The sequence below is a fragment of the Rhizorhabdus sp. GW822-FHT03C02 genome, assembly GCF_058801765.1.
On the sequence record NZ_JBXANN010000017.1, the window covers coordinates 71,645 to 93,254 of the forward strand.

The window sequence follows — 21,610 nt, forward strand, 5'->3', positions numbered from 1 at the left end:
GTTCTCCTGTTGTCATTCGGCGGCGATCGCTGCCGGTTCGGCGAGTGCCCCTTGCGAGGGCAGCCCTATCTCGCCGCGCACGTCGAAACGCACGGTGGTGGAAAGTTCGTTGAACGAAAGCACCGGCAGGTCGAACAGCAGCGGCTCGATCAGCTTGCGGATCGCGCGGCGCGCCTCGAACGAGGTGACGAGGATGTCGGCGCCGCTCTCCTGCGCGGTGCGGGCGATCGTCTCGATCAGCTCGCGCGCCATGTCAGGCTGGAGCGCGAGCCGCTCGACCCCGTCGATCAGCCGGGTCGATTCGCGCACCAGCGCCTCGAGCTGCGGCGACACGACCAGCGCCCGCAGCGCGCCGTCGCGCGCATAAGCATCGATCAGATAGCGCTTGAGCGCGATCCGCGCATGATCGGCGATGCGCGCGGGGTCGCGGTCCTGCGCCGCGGCGCCGGTGATCCCCTCGAGCACGTCGCGCATGTTGCGCAGCGGCACTTCCTCTTCGGCGAGGCGGCGCAATATCTCGGCGATCTTGACCGCGGGTACCGCGCGGACCGCCTCCTTGACGACCTCGGGATAATCGTCGCCGATCCGGTTGAGCAGCCCGACCGCCTCCTGGACGCCGAGGAAGGTCGGGAGCTGGCGGCGGAGCAGGCCCTCGACCCCGGCGACCATGTCGGCCGGATCGAGACTCTCTCCGGTGCCGACCGGCACCTCGAACACCAGCAGTCGCCAGCCGGCGAGCGCATCAGGTTCGACGAAATGGATCGCGAGCCCCGGCAGCGGCACCCCGCTGCGATATTGGAGCGCATCGAGCATCGCCGTCATCGCGTCGCCGATCGCGCGTGCGTCGGTTTCGCCCGGCCGCGCGCCGATCTCGACCAGCAGCGGCACCACCGGCTTGGGCAGTTGCGGCTGCGCGACCAGCGTCGCGGGCAGCGCTTCCTGCTGGCGCAGCAGCACCCGGCGCAGCGGTCCGGCGTGGCGCACGACATAAGGCTGGAGCCGCGGGTGCATCGCCGCGCCCGACGCCAGCGCCCCGAAGCCGAGCAGCACGAACACCATCGCCGGGAAACCGGGGACCAGCGCCATCAGCCAGGCGATCAGCCCGACGAAGATCAGCACCCGCGGATTGGCGGTGAGCTGGCTGTGGATCGCCTGGCCCAGATTGGCGCCGTCTTCCTCGTCGGTCGAACGAGTGACCATCAGGCCCGCCGCCATCGCCCCGAGCAGCGCCGGGATCTGCGCGACGAGACCCTCGCCGATCGTCAGGATCGAATATTTATGGGTGGCCGCAGCCAGTTCCATGTCCTGCTGCATCACCCCGATCGCCAGACCACCGATGAGGTTGACGACGACGATCACGATCGAGGCGATCGCATCGCCCTTCACGAACTTCATCGCTCCGTCGAGGCTGCCGTGGAGCTTGCTCTCCTGCTCGAGCACCCGGCGGCGGCGGCGCGCTTCGTCCTTGTCGATCAGCCCCGACCGCAGATCGCTGTCGATCGACAATTGCTTGCCCGGCATCGAGTCCAGGCTGAAGCGCGCCGCGACCTCGGCGACGCGCTCGGCGCCCTTGGCGATGACGATGAACTGGACCACGGTGATGATCAGGAAGACGACGAGGCCGACGACCAGATTGCCGCCCGCCACCATCTTGCCGAAGGTCTGGATGATATGGCCGGCATGGCCGTCGATCAGGATCATCCGGGTGGTCGCGATCGACAGCGCGAGCCGGAACAGCGTCGACACCAGCAGGATCGACGGGAAGGCCGAGAAGTCGAGCGGCCCGCGGATGTAGAGCGTGTTGAGCAGCAGCATCACCCCGAAGGTGATGTTCACCCCGACCAGCAGATCGATGACGATCGTCGGCATCGGCAGGATCATCAGCGCGACGATCGCGACGACGCCCGCGACCAGCACGATATCGGCGAGCCGCGCCGACAGCTTGACGACGGGGGTGACCTCGCTCGACGTCAGATAGCGCTGGATGCTCATCGATCGGCTCCTCAGCGGGTCGCGCGCGCGGCGGCGTAGCTGGTCAGGACCCGGCCGACATAGGCCTGGGTCTCGCGATAGGCGGGAACGCGCATGCCGGCGCGGGTGACCGCGCCGGGGCCGGCATTATAGGCGGCGACCACCAGCGGCACATTGTTGCCGAGCCGGGCCTGCAGCGTCTTGAGGTAGGCGGCGCCGGTGGCGAGCGCGAGCGCGGGATCGCGCAGCAGCGCATCGGGGTCGCTCACCCCCATGCTGCGCGCGGTCGCGGGCATCACCTGCATCAGGCCGAGCGCGCCCTTCGACGATACCGCCCCCATCCGCCCGCCCGATTCCGCACGGACCATCGCGCCGAGCAGATGCGGATCGATCCGGTAATGCTGCGCGACCGCACCGATCAGCCCGGCATTGGCCGGCGAACCATAGGCCAATGCGCCATGGGCGCCTGCGCGGATCGGGCGGCGTTGGCTGGCCGGCATGCTGATCGAGACCGACTGCGGGGTATCGACGATGACCGGCGCCGCGGGGGGCTTCGTCGAGCCGCCCTGGGTCCCGCCGCCCTGATCATCGCAGAGCTGAATGGCCTCGCCGAACTTGGCGCCGACCTGCCCGGCGCCGCAATTCAGCGCCCAGACGGGCGAAAAGGGCGATGTGGCGAGGATAATCGCCGGAACCAGCCGGGCGAGCAAGATGTTGGTCTTTCCGCGTACAGCATCGCACATGTCATCCGCTCCTGCATTGGCATCGGGCAAGGACGACGCTTCCGCGCCGACGCTACGCCGACCTTGTCATGCATTTGGCTCGCGGGTCTTGCGATCCGGTCTCTCGTCCGGAAGTAAAAGATTAGCGCCTGTATCGTTCAGCACAACCCACGAATTTTAACAGCTTATCGCGCTTTCCGGGCGATCCATCACGCAAATTCCACCATTCGTCGCGATATGTGCCTGAGTGGCAATAAGCCGTTAACATCGATTTCATCGGGGTCTTTGCTATGTCACGGCACAGGATTCACAGTTGATTCGGCTATATGCGATGACAATAGTGTCACAATCCCGACGTTGACTTGGTTTTCGACGATCGGGATAATGATCGCAGTTTGGTAGCGTATGGGTCTTGCGATCAAACGGAACCATATGGGCGTGTTCTTGCCCATCTGGCCAACCGTAACGGACTTTCATCGTCCGGCATGCGGCGTGGCGCGTCCGCCCTTCGGCGACGCGCGCGCCTGCTCATGCCCGGGAGATGCCAGTGGCCGACAAGAATGACGGCGGCGACAAGACCGAACAGCCGACATCGAAGCGATTGAACGACGCCCGCAAGAAGGGCGACGTCGCCAAGTCGAAGGATCTGACCTCGACGATGGTGCTGTTCGTCTGGCTGCTGGTGATGCTGTTCGGCGCGGGCTTTGCCGCCACCCGGATCGCCGGCCTGTTCGACCAGGGCTTCGTGATGATCGGCCGCGGCGATCCGTTCGTCGGTGCCGCCTCGGCGCTCGGCTGGGGCGCGGTCAGCGCGCTGCTGGTGATCACCGCGATCGCCCTGATCCCTGCCGCGCTCGCCGGGGTCGTCACCGAATTCCTCCAGGCCGGCGGCGTCTTCACCTTCGAGAAGATCAAGCCCTCGCTCGACAAGATGAACCCGATGGAAGGGTTCAAGCGGATGTTCAGCATGGACAATCTGGTCGAGCTGGCGAAGACGCTGGGCAAGGCGATGCTGATTGTGCTGGTCACCTGGCTGGTGCTGCGCGGGTCGCTCGCCGAGATCATCGAGAAGACCGGCCCGCTGTTGCTGCCGACCGCCGCCACCGACGGACGCGGGGCCGCCGCCGCGGTGATCGCCTATACCGGCGACGTCCTGCGATCGATCCTGCTGTGGACCTTCGCCACCTTCGTGATGGTCGCGGTGCTCGACATGGCGTGGCAGCGGCACAGCTACATGAAGAAGATGCGGATGAGCATGCGCGACATCCGCGACGAGGTGAAGGAGAATGAGGGCGACCCCCTGATCAAGTCGAGCCGCCGCCAGCTCCATGAGGAATGGGCGAGCCAGAATGCGATCGGCGCGGCGCGATCGGCCAATGTCCTCGTCACCAACCCGACCCATCTGGCGATCGCGATCGATTACGACCTCGAAAGCTGCCCCGTCCCGGTGATGACCGGCAAGGGCGAAGGGCCGCTGGCGCAGGCGATGCGCGAGGCCGCCGAGGAGGCCGGGGTGCCGATCGTCCGCTATGTCGAGGTCGCCCGCAATCTCTACGAACATGCCGGCGTCGACGAGGTGATCCCGCGCGACATGTTCGAGGCGATCGCCCAGATCATATTGTGGGCGCAGAAGGCCCGCGACGAAGGCGGTCCGCGCACCACCGACATGACGATCGACCCCGCACTGAAGATGGAGGGCTGACCGCCATGGACTCGACCCTCGGCACCGCCTTGTCGGGCCTGTTCGGCACCATCGTCGCGCTCGCGATCGTCCTCGGCATCGCCTGGTTCGGACTGAAGGCGATGCGGCAATGGCAGGACCGCGGCCTCGGCCGGCGCCCCGGCGAGCCCGACCGCCAGCTCCGCTTCGTCCGCGCCCTGCCGGTCGGCCAGCGCGAACGGCTGATGCTGGTCGAGGCCGAAGGCGAGCTGATGCTGATCGGGGTCGCCGCCGGATCGGTGCGGCTGCTGCGCAACTGGGGCGATGCCCGCGACCCCGCCGCCCCCGCATCCGATTCCGACCGCCCCCTGCCCGTCCCTCCCGCAGCCGAGCCCGCACCATGACCAGCCAGCCTACCTCGATGCGCCAGCGTCTGCCGGCGATCCGCCGCGACCATGCCGAAGCGCAGAGCAGCCTGATCGCCGCGCTCAACCATCGCGAGTTCGACGACGTCCGGCTGACGGCGCGGATGGCGAGCGCGCGCGACCGCCGCGCCGCGGCGGCGTGGATCCGCTTCGATACCCGCGCCGGCGAGATCGTCGTCGCGCCGCTGCTGGTCGACAACCAGCTCGCGCGGATGACCAACGGCCAGGGCGCCCCCGACGGCGCCGCCTCGGCGGCGACGCTCGGCCGGATCGAGGGGCTGGTCACCGCCGCCGAACGCATCTTCGGGCTCGAACTCCATCCCGCCGGCCTGACCGACACGCCCAGCGGCGATCCGGTGCTGATCCGGCTCGACGCCCATGAAAAGAGCGGCGCGCTGCGCCACCGGCTGCTGATCGGCACCCCGCCCACGATCGAGGTGGAGCCGTTGCCGCTGCCGGCGGCGCTGCCGCCCATCATCTCGGGCCTCGCCCTGCGCTGGACCGCGCGGATCGAGGCATTGCCGATCGCCGCCCATCGCCTGAAGGCGCTGAGAGCCGGCGACTGCATCCTGCTCGGCATCGGGCCGCTCGTCGCCCGCCTGTCGCTGCCGGGGAGGAACGATCGCGCGACCGCGACGATCGATCTGAAAAGGGGCGCCACCACCTTGGAAACCGATCCGCAAACAGGGGACGCCAGCATGTCCGACCGGACCAATGCCATCGACAACGGCGATCAGGCTTTCGCCTCGGGGCCGCAGCCCGACTGGGCCGATATCAGGATACAGACCATCATCGAATTCGACGGCAGCGGCATCACCGCCGCCGAAATGGCGACGCTGGGCAAGGGCAGCGTGCTGCCGCTGCCTGCTGCGGGCGGGACGATCGCGGTGCGGGTGGTCGCGGGCGGCCAGACGATCGCCGACGGCGAACTGGTCGCGGTCGGCGAGGGCTATGGCGTCCTCGTCACCGCGATCCGGGCCGGCAATGCGGGCTGACGCGGATGGATCTGTCGACCTTCACGCCGGGCTCGGCCCTCGTCGTCGTCATCGCGCTCGCGATCGCGCCGTTCTTCGCGGTGATGGTGACCTCGTTCACCAAGATCGTCGTCACCCTCAGCCTGCTGCGCAACGCGCTCGGGCTGCAGCAGGTGCCGCCCAACATCGTCCTCAACGGGCTGTCGCTGATCCTGTCGCTCTATGTGATGTATCCGGTCGGCCAGCAGATGCAGGCCGCGATCATCAGCAATCCCGCCCAGCAGGCCGGCACCGAATCGAAGATGATGGCGGCGATGGACGCGGGCAAGGAGCCGCTGCGCGACTTCCTGATCAAGCATAGCGACCCGAACGAACGCAATTTCTTCCTCAAGACCGCGCAGCGGGTCGGCAATCCCGAACGCGCCGCCGAGATGACCGACCGCGACTTCGTCGTCGTCGTGCCGTCGTTCGTGGTCAAGGAATTGTCGCTCGCCTTCCAGATCGGCTTCCTGATCTTCCTGCCCTTCCTCGTCATCGACCTGGTGATTTCGAACATCCTGCTGGCGATGGGGATGATGATGCTGTCGCCGACGACGATATCGCTACCGTTCAAGCTGCTGCTGTTCGTGCTGGTCGATGGCTGGGTGAAGATCGCCCATGGCCTGGTGCTGTCCTATGTCTAGGGCGCATCACCTTCTCTTCTCCGTCACCCTGAACTTGTTTCAGGGTCCACCGCGCCACCTGGGGCTGGCCCGAATTGAAGAGTGGATCCTGAAACAAGTTCAGGATGACGGTCAGGGAGCCACCCCGCAATGAACGGCGATTTCGTCGCGCTGACCAACGACGCGCTGTGGCTGGTGCTGATCCTGTCGGCGCCGCCGATCATCGTCGCCTCGGTCGCCGGGCTGCTGGTCGCGCTGGTCCAGGCGGCCACCCAGATCCAGGAACAGACGCTCCAGTACACGATCAAATTCTTCGCGATCGTAATCACCCTGTTCGTCACCGCCTCGCTGCTCGGCGCCTCGCTCTATCGCTTCGCCGACCGGGTGTTCACCGAATTTCCGGGCATGGTGCGGACCAGATGACCGGCTGGGCCGACCAGATCCTGCTGCTCGGGGTCGCGACCGCGCGGATCGCGGTCGCCTTCCTGATGCTGCCGATGTTCGCGAGCGAGACGATTCCGGCGATGGTGCGCAACTCGATCCTGATCGGGCTGGGCATCATCAGCCTGGTGCTCCAGCCGGCGCTCGACATCGCCACGATCAGCGCGGCGCGCTGGGTCGCGATCTTCGCCAAGGAGGCGTTCGTCGGGCTGGTGATCGGCTTCTTCTTCGGATCGGTGCTGTGGGCGCTCGAAGCCGCGGGCCAGATCATCGACACCAAGGTCGGCGCGACGATGGCGCAGATCGTCGATCCGCTGTCGGGGCACCAGACCTCGCTCAACGGCGCCTTTCTCGGCCGGCTCGCCAATCTGGTGTTCATCTTCTCGGGCGGGCTGTCGCTGATCGTCCGGGTGCTGATGGAAAGCTATGCGCTATGGCCGATCGCGGCGCCGATGCCGACGCTCGATCCGCGCGGCCTGCTGCTGTTCGAGGCCGAGTTCGGGCGATTGATGGTCCTCGCCACCCTGTTCGCGGCGCCGGTGCTGACGGTATTGTTCCTGATCGACGCCGGGCTGGGCATGGTCAACCGTTTCGCCCAGCAGTTGAACGTCTTCTCGATGTCGCTGTCGATCAAGGCGCTGGCGGCGACCGCGATCATCCTGCTGCTGCTCGGATCCTATACCAGCGCGATCGTCCGCGATATCCAGAGCCGCCCGCAGGTGCTGATCAACCTGTTGAAGGCGTTCGAGCGATGAGCGCCGCCGAGGCCCTCCATCCCGCGTCGCCCGAGGACGAGCGGCTCGCCGCGATCGCCGAACTGCTGCGCAAGGCCGATGCACTGCCCGGCGCCCCTGCCCCGATCGCGCTCGGCGAGCATTTCGTCGAAGCCGCCCGCGTGCCCCAGCGCCACCGCGAGCCGCTGCTGCGGCTGACCCCGATGGAGTTGACGGTGATCCGCTTCCTCGGCTGGGGCCGGTCGAACGGCGACATCGGCACGCTGCTGCTGATCTCCGAGAACACGGTGCGGGTCCATCTGTCGAACGTCTGCCGCAAGCTCGAGCTCGACGGCATGCGCGAACTCGCCGCGCTGGCGGGGCTGCTCTTCTATCCGGCCGATTGATACCCGCTCCCGGTGAGCTTGCCTCATCGGGAGCGGGTATCAGCCCGTGCGGCGCCTGAGCAAATCGATCGAGGATGCGTCAGCATCTTCGAGATCGCGTATGGACCACTCGTTTATCACTGCGCGTTGAAGACCGCCAGTTGCGCGGCGAAGGCCCGCGCGAACGCCGGCCGCGCCTCGCCGCGAGCGACATAGGCGGCGAGATTGGGATATTCGTCCAATATCCCCGACATCTTCAGCCGGCGCAGCACCGATATCATCTGGAGATCGCCGGCGCTGAAGCCGCCGTCGAGCCAGTCGGCATCGCCCAGCCGACGGGACAAATCGCCCAGCCGGTCGCGGATGCGATCCTCGACCAGCGGCAGCCGCTGTTCGTGCCACGGCTTGTCGCCCTCCGAAAGCTTCGCGATCTGGAGATCGACGATCGGCGGTTCGATCGTGCTGAGCGCCGCGAACATCCACATGATCGCGCGCGCCCGGCCGTCGGCGTCGGCGGGCAGCAGGCCCGGGTGGCGCTCGGCGATATGGAAGATGATCGCCCCGGATTCGAACAGGACGAGGTCGCCCTCCTCATAGGTCGGGATCTGACCGAATGGCTGGCGCGCGCGATGCGGCGCCTCCTTCATCGCGCCGAACGACATCAGGCGAACCGCATAAGGCTGTCCCACTTCCTCGAGCGCCCAGCGCACCGGGGTGTCGCGCGCCAGCCCCCTGCCGCGATCGGGCGATGCTTCGAAGGCGGTGATCGTGATGGTCATCGTCGGGCTCCCGCATGGACGGACGCTATCTCGGCCCAAAAGCCATGATTTGACAACGATCTCCCGAACCACCGGTGCCGTCGGGGCGGCGCGCGCCATGCCGCTAATCGTTTCGATTAGCCCGGCTAGTCGAAACGCGGAGCGAAACGAGCGCCTGCCGGTGGCAATAAGATCGTGTCGGACCGGTCGGTTCGACGGCTTCCCCATCCCGGGGTCAGAATTCGAACCGATTGTGCAACAAGGAGAATTTCCATGTCCGGTGGCTTCAATCCGATCAATATGGTGTCGCAGATCGCTCTCGGCGTCGCGACCGGCGGTACCAGCCTGTTCGCGCAGCTGGCGATGCAGGTCGTCTCGTCGGTGATCCAGGAGGTGATCCAGAAGGTCGGCGACGAGATCGGCCTGCCGCAGCCGCTGATCGACACCGCCCAGGCCGCCGCCGCCGGCTCGCTCGGCGACATCAAAGGCGCCGCGCAGAATTCGCAGGAATCGGCGCAGGGCTATCTCGACATGCTCGGCGACCTGTCGAACGCGTCGCCGACCCAGCGCGGCGAGCTGCAGCGCTCGACCGACGATTTCCGCAGCTCGGTCGAGGACACCGTCCAGTCGGCCTGGCAGAACGCCGAGCGCAGCGGCAACGCCAAGGGCAAGCATGCCTCGTGGCTGCAGGCGATCGCCGACTCGATCGGTGCGGCGGTCGACCGCAAGGCCGACGAGCTGCACGACCTGGCCGGCAAGGCCGACCAGAGCCGCGAGGCCTCGACCGATTATCAGGTCGCGGTGCAGGAGTTCAGCCTGCTGATGAACACGCTGACCACCTCGATCAAGTCGATCGGCGAAGCGCTCGGCAACATCGCCCGCAAACAGTAACCCAGTAGCTTATGCGACACGGGGTGCCGGGACCGCGACCAGCGGTGCCCGGCACCTTTGCCTGTTCCGATCGTTACTGCATGATGTGCTAATGTCGGCTTATCAGTGACTTGGGAGTCCGCTCATGTCGAAATCCGTTCGCCTCTCGCTGCTCGTCGCCGTCGGCCTGTCCGCACTCGCCCCGGTCGCCGCGTCGGCGCAGGACATGATGGACCAGGCGATGGACACCAGCATGATGTCGATGGGCATGTATGCGGGCAGCATCGCGATCGAGGACGATGCCAAGCGCTCGTTCCAGGGCGCGGTCGGCGGATCGCGCGGCGGCCGCGGGATCGGCGCATCGGCCTTCGGCGGCGGCGGGATCGGCCGGCCGGGCAGCGCCCGCCCGGTGCCGCTCACCTATGCCGCGACCCCTGCGCTCAAGAAGCAGGTGCTCGACGAGTTCATCGCCCGGGTGCGGTCGAAAAATGCATCGCATGCCGATGCCGCCCGCGCCCAGTTTTCCAAATATGATTATGGCCGGGTGTGGCAGGGCATCACCGCCCCGTTCGGGCTCAGGAGCAACGACGCCGGGGACGCGCTGACCGCCTATCTGGTGCTCGGCTGGATGATCGTGAACGGCGCCGGCGATCCGTCGGCCGCCGATGTCCGCGGGGTCCGCGCACAGGTCGGCGCGGCGCTGGCGCGCGACAGCCGCTTCACCAGCCCCGCCGGCCGCGCCAAATTGGGCGAGGAATTCAAGATATTGTTCGTCACCCTCCATTCGGGCTGGCAATCGGCGCGGCGCGAAGGCGCGCTGCGCCAATATGGCCAGGGGGTCGCGCAGATGATCCGCCAGCAATCGGGGATCAACCTGCAGGCGCTCGCGCTCAACGGCGGGTTCGAACCGCGGGGCTGAACGGGCCGCCGCGACGCGCCAAACCGATCGTGACGATCGGTTTGGCGCGTCACGGCTTCACCCGAAATGCCGGATACTCAATCGAGCTTCGCGATCTCCGCGGCCGCCTCGGCCCCCGTCAGCGGCGCATATCCCTCGAGCACCGCGATTTCCTGGCCTTCGCGGCTGAGCAGGAAACGCATGAACGCCTTGGTCTGCGGACTGGGGTCGCGACGCATCAATATATAGATATGCCGCGTCAGCGGATAACGCTGATGCACCACATCGTCCCATGACCCCGAAGAGGCCGGCCCCTTGTCGGTAAAGGACAGGGGCAGCACGCGGATGCCCGGCGTCGCATCATCGAAGACGCCGAAGCCGATCGCGGCAGGATCGGCGGCGACCGTCGCCGTCACATCCTTCATCTCGCGGGTCGCGACACTGGCGGCCCAGCTGTCGTTCCGGAAATTCTCGCGCTGGATCGATCCGGGGGCGCCGGATCCGCCATAGATCAACGGCTTGATCGGCCGATCGCGCCATTCCCCGGTCAGCCCCGCCTCGCCCCAGCTGCGGATCGGCGCCCTGGCCCCGGCATGCGGCGTGGCGCTGTAGATCGCGTCGAGCTGCGCGACCGTCAGCCTGGCGATGGGGTTGGACGCGTTGACGTAGATCGCGACCGCGTTGGTGCGGATGTCGGCAAGGCGCGCCCCATGCGCGACGCGGATCTCGGTCGGTCCGTCCTCGCCGAAACGCGCGCGATAGGCCGCGCGTTCGTCGCGCGAGACTTCGCGGCCCAGCGGCGCGATGTCGGACACATCTGCCAGCAGACCCGAAATTGCCGCCGAACTGCCGGGATGCCGCCAATTGCTCCCCCGGACGACGCCGGGATGGATCGCCTGGAACCGAAGGAAGGCGCGATCGATCCACTCGACCATCTGAATCGATCCGACGCTGGAGATCGGGCCGGCAATCGCGCCCTTGGCGACATAAGGCGGCGCTTCGGACTGGACATAGGGCGTGGCAGCGATCGCGGCCCTCGCCGCGCCGACCTCGGCCGCGGCGAGCGGGCTGTCGCCGGCACGCGCCAGGATCGCCTGCCCTTCGGGTCCGATCGCATAGGACAGGAAATCCGCGACCTTGGGGTCGAGCGCGCGTCCCGATCCGCCATTGGCGGCGATCTGCAGCGGCACCGTGACGCCGTCGACCACGCGCGATCCGATCTTGATCAGAAAGGGTTCGGTCATGCCATTGCGCTGGAACCGGACGCGATAGGTCATCGCGCTCGGCTTGCCGACGATCGGCGCGACGTCGGCGACATAATTGGCCAGGCCATGCGGGGTTGCGGTCTCGCCGCTGTGCGACCAGAGCCCCTTTTCGACGGTGGAATGCGCGGCATGATATCCCGCGAACAGCGCATCCATCAGCGGCCCCATCGCCGCATCGCCCATGCTCGACAAGGTGACCGGCAGCGGCTGCGCCGCCTGCCCGACCGGCAGCGGGCACAGCATCAGGGCGCCCGCGCACAGGCGGATCAGAGATTTCTTCTGCATGGATTTATCCTCAGATATCGTAGCGGAGCGAAAATTTGACGGTCCGCGGCGCGCCCACCGTCACCTGGCGGTTGCCAGCCGCCCAATAATGTTTGTTGGCCAGATTGTCGGCGTTGACCCGCAGGGTCATGCGGTTGCCGTTCGCCAGCGTGAACTGGTGGCGCACGCCGGCGCTGAACAGCGTATAGTCGGGCAGGATGCCCTGGTTGAGCGGATTGAGCTGGCGCTCGCCGGTATAATAGGCCCCCGCATTGACCGCGAAGCCGGGAAGCATCGGCAGGCTATATTCGGCGAAGAGCGAGCCCGAATAGCGGGGCGTATTTTCGATGATGAACCCGTCGAGCGCACCGTTCGCGGTCTTGCGCTGCCGGGCGTCGGTGTTTCCCGCGGTCGCGACCACGGTCAGATCGCGGGTGATCTGTCCCTGCACCGACAGCTCGAAACCCTTGTAGCGCGCGCGGCCGTCGGCCACGAAGACATTGGCGGCGTTGGTGTAGGTCAGTGCGCGATCGATGTTGAAATAGCCCGCCGTCACCAGGATTGCGCCCAGTTCCGCCTTGACACCGGCCTCCATCTGCTTGCTGAGCGCGGGCGGCAGCACCGCATTGGCATTGGCCGCGGTGTCGGGCGCCGAACCATTGGCCTCCAGCCCCTCGATATAGGTGCCGTACAGGCTGATCCGCGGCGCCACCTTGAAGATCACCGCCCCCATCGGGGTGGTGGAACGCGTGTCGTAATCCTCGCCGGTTTCCCGATATCCGAACTTGGCGCGACGGACGCCCGCGATGACCGACAACGGCCCCCATGTCATGCGGTCGAGCGCATAGACGCCCTGGTCGATATTGGTGCTGTCCGCGCCCTGCGTCGGCGCCCGCAGGGTGATGGTGGAAAAGTCGATCCGCACCGGATTGTAGAGATTCTGGACGAGCGCGCTGCGACCGGTCGGCAGCGCGTAGGACGCGACCGACGTCTGGAGCTGCGAATTATAGCTGTAGCCGAACGTCAGAACATGTTCGATCGGCCCGCTCATGATGCGACCGCGCAGTTCCGCACGCGCGTTGCGGTTGCGATAAAGCTGCCCCGCCTGGTAATTGCCCGACAAGGTGCCGTCGCCGGTCGCGACATTGGTCAGGGTGATGATCGACGTCGTCCGCGACCGGGTCGTGCGGGCGACGCCGGCTTCCCCGATCACCGACCAGTCCCGCGCGATCTGATAATCGACGCGGCCAAGGATATTGGTCGCCTCGCCCTCATAATTGGCGCCATAGGGCGAGGTGCGCGCCGATGCGTCCGGGATGCGCGGCAGGGTGATGACGCCGTTGACCGCCGTCGGCAGCTGGATCGACCCGGGTTCGTCGATCTTGCGCTCATAATGCTCGACGTCGAATTTGAACGACAGTCGGTCGGTCGCGCGGATGTCGACCGCGGCGGAGAGAAGTTCGCGGTCGCCATCGACACCGTCGATATAGCTGCCGATACGGCCCTGCAGCATGTTCACGCGCAGGCCGAACTGATCCTCCGAACCGAACCGGGCTCCCGCGTCGATCTGGCCGGACACGCTGTCGAACCCGTCGCCGCTGGCGACGAGACTGATGAACGGCTTGGGTCCGGCGCGCTTGCTGACCAGGTTGAAGATCGCCGATGGCGTGGTGAAACCATAATAGAGCGCCGACACGCCCTTCAGCACCTCGACGCGCTCCTTGTTCTCCAGCGGCACCGAGGCGAGATTGATCACCGGGAGCGATCCGTTGAGCCGGTAATTGGTGCGGGGCTGCACGAACACGCCGCGCACGACGAAACCGTTGACCGTGAGCGGATTGGTGTTCTGCTGGCTGATGCTCGGCGTGTTACGCAGCGCATCGTCGAGCCCGGTGGCGGCCTGCGCCTCGAGCAGCGAGCGCGGCAGCACCTGGACCGTGAGCGGCACATCGAGCACCGACTGGTTCTGGAAACCGCCGACCTGGACGATATTGGCCTTGAGGGTCTCGCGCTTGCCGGTCACCAGAATGTCGTCGACGTCGATCTGCTGCTCGATCTCGCCGTCGGGCCGCTGCGCCGGCGGAGCCTCTGCCGACGCCGCCGCAGACAGGCACGCCGCTGCCGCGGAAGCACTCAGAAAAACCCACTTTTCCACCAAAAATCTCCTTGCCCCGGGAAAGAGTGGCGGCGTTAATGCGATTGAGAATAAATATCAATTGCTTGATTTTCGCGATCGATGATGCTGAAGACAGCGCTGTCATCTCCCTCGTCTTCCAGCCTCGCCGGCCTGGGAGCGCCTCCGAATGACGGACGCGCGAGCGCCGTCGAACCAAGTGAATGGACCTGAAATGCATCGGCCTTCTTTCCTGACCGCGATCGCGACCCTGCTCCTGTCGTCAGCCGCCTCCGCCCCGGCCCAGGATGCCGCCGATGGCGACAAACCGGTCATGACGCCCGAGGTCAGAGCCCAGTCGCGCTATGTCTGGATCGAGGACGCCTTGTGGATCGAGCCCGATGCCGGCGGCGCGCTGGTGCTGCGCTTCGGCCAGAAAGGCCGGCTTCTCGAGACGTCGCCGGGCGCGCTCGACCGCCTGCCGGCGCCGAATGCCTGGCGCCTCGTCGACGACAGGGTCGAACCGATCGCGCTGCTGCGGAACAGACAGGGCTTCGATCTTGCACAGGCCACGCCCGACCAGTCGGTCCAGGCCGAGGACAGCGGCGTGGCGATCCGAAACCAGGGCACGAAATTCGGGCGCAAGCCGCTGCTCTATGCGCGCTGGCTACCCGATCTGCAGCCGATCGCGGCCGCGACGCTCACGCTCGACATCCTTCCCGTCGACGCGACCCATTTTCGCGTGACCTTCCGCGACAAGCCCCTGGCGGGCGCGCGGTTGCAGCTGATCGCCCCCGACGGCATGCGCCGGTCCCTGGTCGCGGATGCCGATGGCCTGGTCGAGGTGGCGAGCCGGCAGGCCGGGCAGTATCAGCTTCTGTGCAGCCACAGCGAGGAGTTGGCGGTCTATGTCAACGGCGCCCGCTATACGGGGACCCGGCATGTCGGGACCGTCGGTTGGGTGCGGCCCTGACCGGGTGGCGCGGCAAATCGCGGTGACCGCGTCCCGATCGCGCTAATCCATCCGACTATGGCGCCCGTCCCGCCACCGCGCAATCATGCCCAACCATCACAGGAGGCAGCGATGAGCATCCTCGGAATAGGCGCCAATCCCCCGGATTCGCGCGAATTGGCGTGGAGCAGCGGCGAAAGCGGTGCGGCAAAGGACCTGAAGCCCGCCGACGCGGCGATCAGGGCGCTCGCGCAGGCGGGGGTGAAGATCTTCCCGTCGACGCTCGACCGGCTGATGGAGGAAGGCAATCCGCTCGGCCGGACGCTGGGCAGCGCCGGCTCGCTCGCGCGGTTCCAGTCGGATGCGCCAGGCAAACCCTCGCCCGAGGGACTGCTCGGATCGACTGACGAAGGCGCGCAGGCCGCGCACGCACATCATGATCGCCCGCTCGACCAGGGCTGAACGGCCGGCGCCCGCGCCGGTCGCCGACCAGCCCGTCATCCTCACCGACCGGCTCGACATCCGGCCGATCACCCCCGGCGATCTCGACGCCATCATTGCGCTCCATAAAGACAGCCGCGTGGTCGGCCAGCTGATCGACGGGGTGCCCGACGATATGATGAAGGCGCTGCTGTTCCTGCGCTGGAACGCGCCGCTGCGCGATACCGGGATCGGCACCTTCGCGGTGCGCAGGCGGGGCGATGGCCGGATGATCGGCCTGTTCTCGCTCACCCCGTTTCGCGGCGACGACCGGCTGCTCGAACTGGGCGGCAAGATGCTGCCCGATGCCTGGCGCGGCGGGCTGGCGGTCGAGGCCGGCGCGGCGATGGTCGACCATGCGTTCGGCCCGCTCGGGCGCGATCGGCTGGTCAGCGCCTTTCACCGCCTCCACCGATCGGTGCCGATCGCGCTCGCCCGGCTGGGCTTCGCCGATGCCGGGATCGAGCCGGTGTTCGGCCAGGAGGCACGGGTGATGCGGCTCGACCGCGACGCCTGGATCGCACTCGGCCGGGCGCCGCAGCCGGTTCGCGCCGCGATCGCTAGTCTTAGCGATTATAGGCGCGCGCACGGTATCGGGGCATAAGCGGCACAGGATGGCGAGGAGCCCGGGCAGCCTAGTCGAAACGACTATGGCGGGCATTCGCGGCGCTTCCCATCTCGACAGACAGGCCGCACGCGGCCGCAACGGATCAGAGACATGAACTTGACGGGTATCGATCGGACATCGGCGACCTTCGCGGTCCAGGCGCATGCGGGCGGCGGCGCACGCTCGACCGCGGCCGACGCGATCGGCGAGATCGGCCACCGGGTGCTCGCCTGGGTCGGCGCCAGCGGCGGCGCATCGGCGTCGGGCAGCGCGGCATGGAGCGCCACCGCACGATCGAGCGGCTTCAACCCCGACGCTTCCGAACTGGCGCGTGGCGGCGACGTCTACGAACTCAACGCGCTCGCCGCCACGATCGCAGGGTCCACCGGCGCGACCCCGTCGCAGGAAGGCGATCTGCGCCGCGCGCTCGAGGATTTCACCCGCGAGGCGGTGGTCCAGGTCGCCGGGCTCGCCGGATCGGACCGGCAGGTCGACGGCCTCAAGGCCGCGCTCGACATCGCGGTCTCGGCCGACGCCGGCGAAGGCGCCGACGGGGTGATCGCACGCGTCGAACTGGCGACCGCCAGCCTCTCGGTGGCCAACGGCCACTAGCATCGCGATGGTGACGATCCGCAGCGACGGCACGCGTCCTTATGGCCAGGACGTCGCTGCGCGCGATCCGCTCGGCAGCGACCGGCTCGGCATGAGCCGGCTCGACCGGTTGCTGACCCGGGTGTCGCCGCTCGACCGGCTGGTCGCCGACGCCGGCCCGCTCGGCAAGTTCCGCACCGACCAGCCCGATGCGCTGCCCGCAGGCACCTCGGCGTTCACCGTCCGGGTCAACGACACGCTCAACCGGCTCGCCGCGCGGCTCGGCCTGCCCGCCGAGCGCATCCTCTCGGGCAATCCCAGCACCGCCCAGGCGCGGCCGATCGAACAGGCGCGCACCGAACTGCCGCCCGGCGCCCAGGCGACCGCGGCCGATCGCGGCACCCGCATCGCCGATCCACGCCCGGCGGTCGGCACCGAGACCGACAATCGCACGCGCACGCTGATCGCGGGGAACCCGCCGGCGCCGGGCGCGTGATCGCCATCCGACCATCGCCGCCATCCGGAGGGACAATGAAGACGATCGCCGCGCTGCTGCCCGCCACCGCCCTGCTGCTGTCCACCGCCGCCCTGTCCGACGGCGCCGCCGCGCGCAAGGCGCAGGCCCTGCCCGGCCTGACCGTCGTCACCTCGGGCAGCGAACAGGCGCTCAAATATGGCGGCACGGTGCTGTCGCGCCCGTTCGGCGCGCAGCTGGTCGACCGGATCAGCGTCGTCGGCAGCTATGGCACGAAGAACGACCGCTATTTCCTGGTCGCGGGCGAAGGCGGCAGCGAGTGTCCCGCGCGCTACGCGATCGTCACCGCCCGCGGCGGCCAGGCCCCGACGATATCGGCGCCGTTCGGCACCTGCGCGCCGGGCGCCTCGGCACGGCTGGCCGGCGCCGAACTCATCGTCTCGATGCCCGACAGCCCCGGCGGGGCGGTGCCGGTGCGCTACGCCTATGCGCAGGGCGCGGTCCGTCCGCTCGGCGCCGACGCGGCGATCGCCGAAGCGGCGGCGGCGCCGGCGACCACCCGCTGCATCGGCCCCGACGAGGCCGGCACGGCGCCGGCCGATTTCCGGGTCGAACTCGATCGCAGCCTGCCCGCCGATTATCGCAAACGCAGCGGACTGCACCGCATCGACATCGCCCCCGACCAGTTGCGTGCGCTGGTCGCCGGCCTCGCCTGCCTGTCGGCCTGGCCGGGCGCCGACACCAAGGTGCCGAAAGCGGCGACCGCGCTGTTCGCGAGCAGCCGCCACGGCAAGGCGTCGTTCGCCGCGCTCGACGACATCGCCCGCACCGCCGATTCCGACCCCGCCCTGCGCGCCAATGCCCGCGCGTTCGGAGCGCAGATGCATTATTATGTCGACCGGCGCGAAGCCTTCTAAGCGTTCCGATTAGCGACGCGCGCCCGCCGCCGCGCTTATCATGCACCCCAACACCACAAAGCATGGAGCGGTGGCATGACCGGCATTTCCTCGGTTCAGAACAACGACATCTCCGCGCGGACCAGCGGCGGCGCGCAGGGCTATATCGTCAAGCCCGGCGACACGCTGTCGGGCATCGCCGCGGCGCATGGCGTGTCGCTGGCGGCGCTCGAACGCGCCAACCCGCAGATCGCGATCCCCGACCTGATCCGCCCCGGCCAGCATGTCACCATCCCCGGTGGCAGTGCGGCTGCGGCAGGATCCGCCGGGTCGACCTACAGCGTCCAGGCCGGCGACACGCTGTCGGGGATCGCCGCGCGCTACGGGGTCGACTGGCACGCACTCGCGAGTGCCAACGGCATCGCCAATCCCAACCTGATCCAGGTCGGCCAGCAGATCCATATCGGCGGATCGGCGGGGGTTTCGGGCAGCGGCTCGACCGGCGGGACGGGTGCGGCGCCCGGCGGCGGCACCGGCAATGTCGCGGCGATCGCCGAGCATTATCTCGGCCAGAACGCGTCGTCGCTGAAGGTCAACGCCAACGACAATCTGCCGATGAACGCCAATGTCCCGTCCAATGTCTGCTGCGCCAATTTCGTCTCGGCGGTGCTGACCGAAGCCGGACAGCTCCCGGCGAACCTCCACACCGACTCGGTCGCCCAGCTCAACCAGACGCTGCGCGACCGCGGCTGGACCCCGGTCAGCGCGGCCGAGGCGCGGCCCGGTGACGTCGTCATCATCCAGGGCGGCGGGGTCTCGCATACCGAGATCGTCGCCGGCGACGGCAAGATGATCGGATCGAACAATATCAACGCCGATGGCACCCAGCAGATCTCGCACAACAATCTCAGCTGGGCGCTCAGCCATGGCGGGGTGATATTGCGCGCGCCGGCGAGCGCATCGGGCGGCACGGGCGCCACCACCGGCACCGGCGGGACGCAAGGCGTAACCCCCTCGGGCAATGGCGGCCACCAGGACCGGATCGACCAGGCGATGGCCTATTTCCAGGCGCAGGGCTGGAGCAAGGCGCAGGCCGCCGGGATCGTCGCCAATCTCGATGCCGAGAGCAACATGGACGCCGGCATCCGCCAGCATGGCGGCGGACCGGGCTATGGCCTCGCCCAGTGGGAGGGGCCGCGCCAGGCCGATTTCGCACGCTGGGCGAAGCACGACATCCACGGATCGTCGTTCGCCGAGCAGCTCCGCTTCGTCCAGCACGAACTCACCCACAGCGAATCCGCCGCGGGCAACGCCTTGAAGACCGCCACCGACGCGCGCACCGCCGCGCAGATCGTCACCACCCGCTACGAGCGTCCGGCCGATACCGCCGGCGAGGCGGTGCGCCGCGGCGAACGCGCGGTCGGCATCTTCAACACCAACTGATCGGTCTCCCCCCCCACCGATCGGTGCCGGGAACGCTTCGGCGTTCCCGGCTTTTCCCTTTCATGATCAGCACGCTCCTCATCCTCGCCGCGGCCGTCGCCGCCCCCGAAACCGTGCGCTGCACGATCGGCGAAGCGCCGCCCCGCGCCTGCGGCTTCAGCGACCGGGTCGATGCCCGCGGCGTCCACCATATGGTCTTCGCCGCCGGCCGGACCCGCATCGCCTTTGTCGGCCGGTCGCAGTCGGGCTGGTGGTCGGGGACGCTCGATGGCCGGCCGGCGATGGGCTATGAGCGCAACCGCGGGAATGTGGTCTTCTCCACCACCGACCTGAAGACGCGCTTCGCCTGGTGGTATCCCACCGACGAGCACGGGACTTATTAGCTTCAGGGCCGGAAGATCGCCGGCGGCGCGCCATGCGCCTTCGCCCAGCCTTCCCAGGCGACGTCGGTCGGCCCGATTGCCTTGTCGACCAGCGTCCAGCGATCGCCCTGCCGGCGCAGCAGCGCGGCATAGGCGCGCGACACGAAACCCTGCGATGCGGCCTCGGCGCGCGGGGTCCCGGCATAGCTCAGCGGCATACCGCCGCGATCCTCCATATCGGCGAGCAGGAACGCCCAGCCATCGGCGCTCCGCAACTGGCGCACCTTGAACAGCACCGGCTTGCCGAGTTCGGCGCTCACCGGCTCGCGCGCGACATCGAGGATCGCGCCGCGGGTAGCGGGGTCGTTGACCGGGGCGGCCGCAAGCGCGATCGACATCGCGAATATCTCCAGGGGGTTGGGCACCGACTGCGCTCCTCGATCGGGTCCACGTCAAACGAAAGGCCCCGGGGAAGCGTTCCGCCACCCCGGGGCCACCGACGAAACCGCGATATCAGGCGTCGAGCTGCGGCAGGATCGCCCGCGCCGCGGCATAGCTCGCGACGCTCGCGTCCATCTCGATCATCGCCATGCCGATCAGCATCCCGACGCCCAGAAAGGCCGACAGCGTATCGCTCAGTTCGTCGATGCTCGGCGCGCTGCTGCCCGGGCCATAGAGGGCGCCGACCCGGGTGAGATCGAGATCGGCCTGGGTGGCGATCGCCCCGCTCAGGCTCGAGGTCCAGCCGGCGCCGGCGCCATTCTCCTCGAGCACGAAACCGTCGCGGGTCAGCGCGTCGATCGCCTGGCCATTGCCGCTCATGCTGATCGACAGATCACCGATCCGGTTCTGGCTGATGCCGTCGACGATGATCGCCTGGTCGCCCTTGGTGATCGTCAGCTGGCTGGCGACATAGGCGTCGGGATTCTCGGCGAACTGCTCGGTGTCGATCGTGATCTTGGTGCCGTTTCCGAGCGTGAAGCTGGTCGTGCCCCAGAAATCGAAGACATGCTGCCCGTCGACCTCGACATGCGGATCGCCCCAGATCCGGGTGGTCTCGCCGGTGTTGGCGTTGGTGATCGTGATCTCGGAATTGTTCTCGTTGAGCGCGAGGCTGTAGCCGTCGCCGAGGTCGATCGCGGCGCGGCCGTCCGAGCCGGTGGTCGCGGTCCATTGCGCCTCGGGCTCGGCCGCCGCCTCGGCGCCGACGCTCGCGTTCGCTTTGCTCTGGGCCGACACCGACCAGAGCGACGGCATCTGCGCGAAAGCGCGCGGGCCGGCCCCCAGCGGCGACAGGAAACGCGCGGCGATCCCCGCCGCGAGCATATATTCGGCCCCCGCGGCGACGCCGGCGGCGAACGAGGTTCCGAGCAGGAAGGCACTGGCATTGGCGTTCAGGTTGATGCTGGTCATCGCGATGCTCCCAGGACTATTGGCGGCACCATAGAAACATCGATCGGGATGCGACGCGCTCAGCGTTCCGACTAGGGAGGCTAGTCGGAGCGATTAGGGTCGATAGTGCGAAGGATCACGGCGTGCCACATGCGTCATCCCGGCGGAGGCCGGGATCTCGTGCGGATGAGGAGCGCCCTTGCCGACCGAGATCCCGGCCTCCGCCCTAGGGGATGCACACATCTCATTGCGTAGGTGAAACAGTGCTGGCCTGTTTGGGCGTGTAGTGA

The 21,610-nt window shown here is 67.8% G+C and carries 24 protein-coding genes; 17 read left to right on the forward strand and 7 right to left on the reverse strand.

The window, feature by feature from the left end; genetic code table 11:
• Positions 1-12: 12 nt before the first annotated feature.
• The gene (locus AC1RM6_RS27870; RefSeq protein WP_493107437.1) at positions 13-1,992 is read right to left on the reverse strand and encodes an FHIPEP family type III secretion protein; all 1,980 of its coding nucleotides are present in this window, start codon (positions 1,990-1,992) and stop codon (positions 13-15) included.
• A gap of 11 nt (positions 1,993-2,003) precedes the next feature.
• Positions 2,004-2,714, reverse strand: a complete 711-nt coding sequence (locus AC1RM6_RS27875) for a lytic transglycosylase domain-containing protein (RefSeq protein ID WP_493107438.1) — start codon at positions 2,712-2,714, stop codon at positions 2,004-2,006.
• A 526-nt stretch (positions 2,715-3,240) separates the two neighbouring features.
• Here AC1RM6_RS27875 and AC1RM6_RS27880 point away from each other — a divergent pair.
• The 7 genes from AC1RM6_RS27880 to AC1RM6_RS27910 all read left to right on the forward strand — a co-directional run bounded on the left by AC1RM6_RS27880 (position 3,241) and on the right by AC1RM6_RS27910 (position 7,975).
• Positions 3,241-4,395, forward strand: coding sequence for an EscU/YscU/HrcU family type III secretion system export apparatus switch protein (locus tag AC1RM6_RS27880; protein ID WP_493107440.1), 1,155 nt, complete (start codon positions 3,241-3,243; stop codon positions 4,393-4,395).
• Positions 4,396-4,400: 5 nt separating this feature from the next.
• Complete coding sequence (locus AC1RM6_RS27885) at positions 4,401-4,757, forward strand: FliO/MopB family protein (protein ID WP_493107442.1); 357 nt, start codon at positions 4,401-4,403, stop codon at positions 4,755-4,757.
• Positions 4,754-5,773, forward strand: a complete 1,020-nt coding sequence (locus tag AC1RM6_RS27890; RefSeq protein ID WP_493107444.1) for a FliM/FliN family flagellar motor switch protein — start codon at positions 4,754-4,756, stop codon at positions 5,771-5,773. The genes AC1RM6_RS27885 and AC1RM6_RS27890 overlap by 4 nt, the downstream gene beginning before the upstream one ends.
• Positions 5,774-5,778: 5 nt before the next feature.
• Positions 5,779-6,435, forward strand: coding sequence for a type III secretion system export apparatus subunit SctR (gene sctR, locus AC1RM6_RS27895; protein WP_493107446.1), 657 nt, complete (start codon positions 5,779-5,781; stop codon positions 6,433-6,435).
• A 129-nt stretch (positions 6,436-6,564) separates the two neighbouring features.
• A complete protein-coding gene (gene sctS / locus AC1RM6_RS27900) occupies positions 6,565-6,837 on the forward strand; it encodes a type III secretion system export apparatus subunit SctS (protein WP_493107447.1) in 273 nt (90 codons plus the stop codon).
• Complete coding sequence (sctT, locus tag AC1RM6_RS27905) at positions 6,834-7,610, forward strand: type III secretion system export apparatus subunit SctT (protein ID WP_493107448.1); 777 nt, start codon at positions 6,834-6,836, stop codon at positions 7,608-7,610. Before sctS ends, sctT begins: the two co-directional genes overlap by 4 nt.
• Positions 7,607-7,975 carry a helix-turn-helix domain-containing protein gene (locus AC1RM6_RS27910; protein ID WP_493107450.1) on the forward strand — a complete coding sequence of 123 codons (369 nt, stop codon included), beginning with the start codon at positions 7,607-7,609 and terminating at the stop codon, positions 7,973-7,975. Before sctT ends, AC1RM6_RS27910 begins: the two co-directional genes overlap by 4 nt.
• A gap of 116 nt (positions 7,976-8,091) precedes the next feature.
• On the opposite strand, the gene AC1RM6_RS27915 is transcribed toward AC1RM6_RS27910, so the two are convergent.
• Positions 8,092-8,733 carry a glutathione S-transferase family protein gene (locus tag AC1RM6_RS27915; RefSeq protein WP_493107452.1) on the reverse strand — a complete coding sequence of 214 codons (642 nt, stop codon included), beginning with the start codon at positions 8,731-8,733 and terminating at the stop codon, positions 8,092-8,094.
• Positions 8,734-8,985: 252 nt separating this feature from the next.
• Here AC1RM6_RS27915 and AC1RM6_RS27920 point away from each other — a divergent pair, with 252 nt between their 5' ends.
• Positions 8,986-9,603 carry a hypothetical protein gene (locus tag AC1RM6_RS27920; protein ID WP_493107454.1) on the forward strand — a complete coding sequence of 206 codons (618 nt, stop codon included), beginning with the start codon at positions 8,986-8,988 and terminating at the stop codon, positions 9,601-9,603.
• 124 nt (positions 9,604-9,727) lie between these two features.
• Positions 9,728-10,501 (forward strand): DUF6683 family protein, encoded by a 774-nt coding sequence (locus tag AC1RM6_RS27925; protein ID WP_493107456.1) that lies wholly within the window; start codon positions 9,728-9,730, stop codon positions 10,499-10,501.
• A 77-nt stretch (positions 10,502-10,578) separates the two neighbouring features.
• Here the strand turns inward: AC1RM6_RS27925 and AC1RM6_RS27930 are convergent, their stop codons facing one another.
• Both AC1RM6_RS27930 and AC1RM6_RS27935 read right to left on the reverse strand, forming a co-directional pair.
• On the reverse strand, positions 10,579-12,030 hold the full coding sequence (locus AC1RM6_RS27930) for a PstS family phosphate ABC transporter substrate-binding protein (RefSeq protein ID WP_493107457.1): 1,452 nt from the start codon (positions 12,028-12,030) through the stop codon (positions 10,579-10,581).
• Positions 12,031-12,040: 10 nt separating this feature from the next.
• Positions 12,041-14,164: a TonB-dependent siderophore receptor gene (locus AC1RM6_RS27935; protein WP_493107459.1), complete on the reverse strand. Its 2,124-nt coding sequence runs from the start codon at positions 14,162-14,164 to the stop codon at positions 12,041-12,043.
• Positions 14,165-14,357: 193 nt separating this feature from the next.
• On the opposite strand from AC1RM6_RS27935, the gene AC1RM6_RS27940 reads away from it, so the two are divergent.
• The 8 genes from AC1RM6_RS27940 to AC1RM6_RS27975 all read left to right on the forward strand — a co-directional run bounded on the left by AC1RM6_RS27940 (position 14,358) and on the right by AC1RM6_RS27975 (position 19,949).
• Positions 14,358-15,095 carry a hypothetical protein gene (locus AC1RM6_RS27940; RefSeq protein WP_493107461.1) on the forward strand — a complete coding sequence of 246 codons (738 nt, stop codon included), beginning with the start codon at positions 14,358-14,360 and terminating at the stop codon, positions 15,093-15,095.
• A gap of 111 nt (positions 15,096-15,206) precedes the next feature.
• Positions 15,207-15,536 (forward strand): hypothetical protein, encoded by a 330-nt coding sequence (locus tag AC1RM6_RS27945; RefSeq protein WP_493107463.1) that lies wholly within the window; start codon positions 15,207-15,209, stop codon positions 15,534-15,536.
• The gene (locus AC1RM6_RS27950; protein ID WP_493107465.1) at positions 15,511-16,158 is read left to right on the forward strand and encodes a GNAT family N-acetyltransferase; all 648 of its coding nucleotides are present in this window, start codon (positions 15,511-15,513) and stop codon (positions 16,156-16,158) included. The genes AC1RM6_RS27945 and AC1RM6_RS27950 overlap by 26 nt, the downstream gene beginning before the upstream one ends.
• A 114-nt stretch (positions 16,159-16,272) precedes the next feature.
• Positions 16,273-16,773 (forward strand): hypothetical protein, encoded by a 501-nt coding sequence (locus AC1RM6_RS27955; protein WP_493107466.1) that lies wholly within the window; start codon positions 16,273-16,275, stop codon positions 16,771-16,773.
• Between the two features lie 10 nt (positions 16,774-16,783).
• The gene (locus tag AC1RM6_RS27960; protein WP_493107468.1) at positions 16,784-17,248 is read left to right on the forward strand and encodes a hypothetical protein; all 465 of its coding nucleotides are present in this window, start codon (positions 16,784-16,786) and stop codon (positions 17,246-17,248) included.
• 35 nt (positions 17,249-17,283) lie between these two features.
• Entirely contained in the window at positions 17,284-18,144 is an 861-nt protein-coding gene (locus AC1RM6_RS27965) for a hypothetical protein (protein WP_493107470.1), read from the forward strand.
• 75 nt (positions 18,145-18,219) lie between these two features.
• A complete protein-coding gene (locus AC1RM6_RS27970; RefSeq protein WP_493107472.1) occupies positions 18,220-19,566 on the forward strand; it encodes a phage tail tip lysozyme in 1,347 nt (448 codons plus the stop codon).
• Between the two features lie 62 nt (positions 19,567-19,628).
• Positions 19,629-19,949 carry a hypothetical protein gene (locus AC1RM6_RS27975; protein ID WP_493107474.1) on the forward strand — a complete coding sequence of 107 codons (321 nt, stop codon included), beginning with the start codon at positions 19,629-19,631 and terminating at the stop codon, positions 19,947-19,949.
• A 2-nt stretch (positions 19,950-19,951) separates the two neighbouring features.
• Here the strand turns inward: AC1RM6_RS27975 and AC1RM6_RS27980 are convergent, their stop codons facing one another.
• Both AC1RM6_RS27980 and AC1RM6_RS27985 read right to left on the reverse strand, forming a co-directional pair.
• On the reverse strand, positions 19,952-20,353 hold the full coding sequence (locus AC1RM6_RS27980; protein ID WP_493107476.1) for a hypothetical protein: 402 nt from the start codon (positions 20,351-20,353) through the stop codon (positions 19,952-19,954).
• 88 nt (positions 20,354-20,441) lie between these two features.
• Entirely contained in the window at positions 20,442-21,341 is a 900-nt protein-coding gene (locus tag AC1RM6_RS27985; protein ID WP_493107477.1) for a DUF1521 domain-containing protein, read from the reverse strand.
• Positions 21,342-21,610 lie beyond the last annotated feature (269 nt).